At 58.5% G+C, this 4,132-nt stretch carries 3 protein-coding genes and 2 pseudogenes; 3 read left to right on the top strand and 2 right to left on the bottom strand.

What is annotated here, in order from left to right:
• Positions 1-607: 607 nt before the first annotated feature.
• Positions 608-979, bottom strand: a complete 372-nt coding sequence (locus tag K2Y56_RS02185; protein WP_292504461.1) for a hypothetical protein — start codon at positions 977-979, stop codon at positions 608-610.
• A 168-nt stretch (positions 980-1,147) separates the two neighbouring features.
• On the opposite strand from K2Y56_RS02185, the gene K2Y56_RS02180 reads away from it, so the two are divergent.
• Entirely contained in the window at positions 1,148-2,380 is a 1,233-nt protein-coding gene (locus K2Y56_RS02180) for a bifunctional alpha/beta hydrolase/OsmC family protein (protein WP_292504458.1), read from the top strand.
• A 58-nt stretch (positions 2,381-2,438) separates the two neighbouring features.
• The gene (msrA, locus tag K2Y56_RS02175) at positions 2,439-2,936 is read left to right on the top strand and encodes a peptide-methionine (S)-S-oxide reductase MsrA (protein ID WP_292504464.1); all 498 of its coding nucleotides are present in this window, start codon (positions 2,439-2,441) and stop codon (positions 2,934-2,936) included.
• A gap of 463 nt (positions 2,937-3,399) precedes the next feature.
• Here msrA and K2Y56_RS02170 read toward each other — a convergent pair.
• Positions 3,400-3,655: pseudogene (locus K2Y56_RS02170) on the bottom strand (transposase); the annotation flags it as partial.
• Positions 3,656-3,684: 29 nt separating this feature from the next.
• Between K2Y56_RS02170 and K2Y56_RS02165 the strand changes: the two are divergent.
• Positions 3,685-4,132 (top strand): annotated as a pseudogene (locus tag K2Y56_RS02165) (histidine kinase); the annotation flags it as partial.

The raw sequence follows: 4,132 nt of genomic DNA, 5'->3' as shown, positions 1-4,132 counted from the left end.
GCTGCGCGCATAGTTTTCATAACGCCGACGTTCTTTACATCGTGATTGAGTTCCACTCGTACTGGTCGGCCAGTTGCGAAATTTTCAAATCTCGACCGTTGCCGTGGAGCTGGATACGGTCGCGATCCCGATTTCGCGCTCCGAGACAAATCCATCGTTCGGCTGTGTGACTAGGCCGTGCGCTGTGACCGATCGTTCCGGAAGAATGCATATGGCCTGCCCGTCACCGACGACCCATCGCCGCCAGTCCTTGCGATCTAAATGAAACGGAGGTGCATAAGCACGTCCCGCCGCGCGAAACGAGCGGGGATCTAATCGCGAAATCCGCATTTCAGGCTATCGACAAAACTAAACTCTGGCAGTACTTTGATCCACGTAATCTACCGGCTGCCATGGGATGGTCTCCAGAACAGCCGATCGAGAAGCGCTCTGAAAGCAAAGGACAGACATCTAGCTTGTGTTCCGGTCTTATTGCATGTTACAAGATGTATGCGTGGTGTTTTCCCGCAAGCAGTCCCGATGCTTCCTCGTTCAACTGGAGCGAGTGTAACTCAATCTCGATGGATTGTATCTCCGTTGATTCGCTCTCGAATAATGCCGTAAATTCTTATGGTCCGACGGTGGGCGCGACGGCCACATCAAGCAAGCGGTGTACCTCCGTCGCGCAGTTCTCCGAGGCATTGAGGACTCTCTTCATCGCGATCACCGTGCGCTGGAATTCTGCCCCGACGTCCGGGCCAAGGCCAGTTAGCCGGCTGTTCTTTCCGTTGCAATCGACCCGCGGCCCGCCAAGCTTATCTTTCGAGCGGCGGATCGCACGACTCATACTCGGCCGTGACACACCGCTCAGGAAAGTGGATGTCGTGAGATGCAGCGTTTCGGCAAAATTGATAAAATAGTTGATTGCTTTAGTTTCATAGTCCTTTGGCTCCTGCGGGCCGACTTCTGTCTTTTCTGCAAGGCTGCTTTTGACAAGCATGTGTTAGTAGCATGCTCGGCGCACACAATAGCGGGTTGATGGTTTGTCTATATGAGCTGTGCATATAAAACATATCCTGATATGATGATTACTGGTTGGCGGTGCGCTTCGCTCAGCTCCGTCGGAAGATCTGACCGCGAAACCTGTAAGCCGCGTACTGGAGGTTCAATGGACATGGCAGAAAAAGCATTCACGTTCGGTTGCGGGGCTGGGTCTGAGGTTTCCGGGCACCTCGAGCCGCCAAAGGGGACACCGCGGGGCTGGGCGATTTTTGCCCACTGCTTTACCTGCGGGAAGGATAGTCGCGCGGCCGTTAACATCTCGCGCGCGCTGTCGCGTGCGGGCATCGGGGTCTTAAGGTTCGACTTCGCCGGAAGCGGGATCAGCGGTGGGCCGCTGAAACCTGTCAGCTTCGCGTCAGACGTCGAGGACCTTCGTGCTGCCGCAAAGGCGATGGCGGCGGCGGGTATGTCGCCCTCCCTCCTTGTCGGGCACAGCCTGGGTGGCACCGCTGCGATCGTAGCCGCGGCCGAGTTGCCTGACGTCGCGGCGGTGGCGACGATCGGTGCGCCAGCCGACCTTCAGCACATCTTGCGCGTTTTCCGACCGAACGATCTAGACACCATCGCAGGCGAGGGTGAGGCCTCGGTTTTGATCGCCGGCAGACCCTTCCTCATACGCCGCAGCTTTCTTGAGGCAGTTGAGGGAGTCGACGTCGAGAAGTCCATTGCCACTCTGCGACGTCCGGTGCTGGTCATGCATTCTCCGGTGGATCAGGTGGTCGGCATCGATCATGCGTCGCGCATCTTCGTCGCGTCCAGGCATCCAAAAAGCTTCGTCTCGCTCGACAAGGCGGATCACCTTCTCACCAACGCTACAGACGCCAACTACGCCGCGGCTATGGTGGCGGCTTGGGCAAGCCGCTTTCTCCCGTCACTCACAACGGATCTTCCGCAGATCGAGGTTGCCGAGGGCGTTGTCGCCGCCGAAACTCTCGCAGGGACGTTTCAACTTGAGATCCACAGCGGCGAGCACACTCTCTTCGCCGACGAGCCAGCATCGGTCGGTGGTCTTGGAACCGGACTATCTCCTTACGAACTCGTATCTGCCGGCCTTGCAGCCTGCACGGTGATGACGATGCGTCTTTATGCGAACCGCAAGGGCTTTCCGCTCGAACGGGCGAGCACAACCGTGCGACACGAGAAAGTGCCGGACATGATGCCACCTGACCGGTTCACCCGCACCATCGTCCTTGATGGGCCGCTGAGCGATGATCAGCGCGCTCGGATCCTCGCTATCGCGGATAGATGTCCCGTCGATCTGAGTCTCATTCGGGGTTCGGATGTACAGACCGATCTCTTGAACACCAGTCAAGCTACCGAACCCTTGAGGCCGAGTTGACGATGGAGCAAACCGAGGGGGCGAACAGACTGTGAGCCAATCACATACCGGCAATGCGGTGGTCGCGACCGAGCGAGCACTTCTCGCAGGCGGCTGCTTCTGGGGCACGGAGGATTTGCTGCGCCGAGCCAAGGGTGTCGTATCGACGCGTGTCGGCTTCATAGGCGGTGACATACCCGATCCGACCTACGCGAGGCATTACGGGTATGCGGAAGCGGTAGAAGTGGCTTTCGACCCTTTGGTGATTAGCTACCGTTCACTCCTGGAACTCTTCTTCCAGATCCACGACCCCACATCATACGAACAACAAGGCAGTGATTTCGGTCCCAGCTATCGATCGGCGATTTTCTATACCACCGAGAGGCAGAAGGAAATCGCCCTGGCGACCATCTTCGAGATCGAGGCATCAGGTCGTTGGCCTGGCCCGGTCGTGTCGGAAATTAATCCGGAAGAACCCTTTTGGGAGGCGGAGCCAGAGCACCAAAGATATCTGGTGCGCTATCCTGGGGGGTATAGCTGCCACTTCGCGCGACCGACCTGGCGCTTGGATAGATAATTCTTATGAGAACGTCGGAAGTGTGGTCTTAATAATTAGCGAATGTAGTCGAAAGTGCGACGCATCGCTGAAGCTAAGAATGCGATCCTTTTACGTGTCGTCGTTGTTCTTGCGGTCTACCCCTCGCTCATACAATTCAGCGTCAATGGGGCATTTCATGCAACTCTCGTAGCACCGCAGGCGGCAGATGCGGTATGACTGATTGAGATTTTCAAGCGATTGCGAGCAACGGGTTGGGCGATGTCCGATAAGATTTTCATTTTGTCTTGAATAAGGATTGATAACCCTTCGGCGATCACTTGATCGCGCGAAGCAAGAACCTCATCGCTCAACACATTGCCAGTTTGAGTAAGATAAATGGATCGCGCGCGTCCGTCTGTCGAATGCTCCTACGCTCGATCAATCCCTCGGTCACCAATTGATCCAATAGGCGAACTGTCCCTGCATATGAATGACCTACCCCGACACGATGCAGGGCCGCCCAGACTCCCGGCGCCTGCCAACCACGCAGCTGCCGCAAGCACGACATGCCCGAACCGCCGCCCACCTCCTGCGGCAGGTACTCTTACGGCAAACCGGTGCGCAGCACGAACAGGATGCCCGTCAGCGCCGCCCAGTCCGGGATCGGTGGCCGCCCCGCCCTTCGGACGCGCCCGCGCCGATGGCAGCAACGGCGCGATCACCGCCCAGAGATCGTCGGAAACGAGGAACTTCGCCATGCCCTACCAACGCGCCAACCCCTAGTTTCGTTAGGCGCTCTTAGGCGAGTTGGACCCAGGCCCCCATTGCCGACGTCCTGAAGGGCACGCATGCGGCCCACCGCGGCGGTACGGCAGCTAGCATCCGGGCGAGCGGCCCAAACGTCCACCTCGCCGCTGAGCCAGCTCTGGCGCTGGCCCGGGCGCTGCATGAGCTCGCGACCAACGCCAACAAATACGGGGCGCTTTCGAACGAGGTCGGTAGCGTCGACCCGCACAGGCACGTCGTGCACGAGGGTGAACGCCTCTCCTTCGCCTAACTTGGTATGAGCAGGGTGTGCCGCGCATTCTAGCCCAGCCGTCGCGCCGGGGCTTCGGCTCGCGACTGATCGAGCGCAGCTTCGCTGCCGAAGTCGGCGGCGATTTCAGCGCACCTACGCCACGACCAAGTTGGACTGCCCCCTAGAGGCATCGCTCGCTTCCAGGCCGGGAGAGACC

It is taken from the genome of Methylobacterium sp. (genome assembly GCF_019745455.1).
In the GTDB taxonomy this organism is placed as follows: domain Bacteria; phylum Pseudomonadota; class Alphaproteobacteria; order Rhizobiales; family Beijerinckiaceae; genus Methylobacterium.
Note: the sequence above shows the minus strand (reverse complement) of the source record. Positions and strands in the feature narration are given on the sequence as shown.

Excerpts from the sequence above, each read along its gene's own strand:
- K2Y56_RS02180 (WP_292504458.1), top strand. The coding sequence starts at position 1,148 with ATGGACATGGCAGAAAAAGCATTCACGTTCGGTTGCGGGGCTGGGTCT.
- K2Y56_RS02185 (WP_292504461.1), bottom strand. The coding sequence starts at position 979 with ATGCTTGTCAAAAGCAGCCTTGCAGAAAAGACAGAAGTCGGCCCGCAG.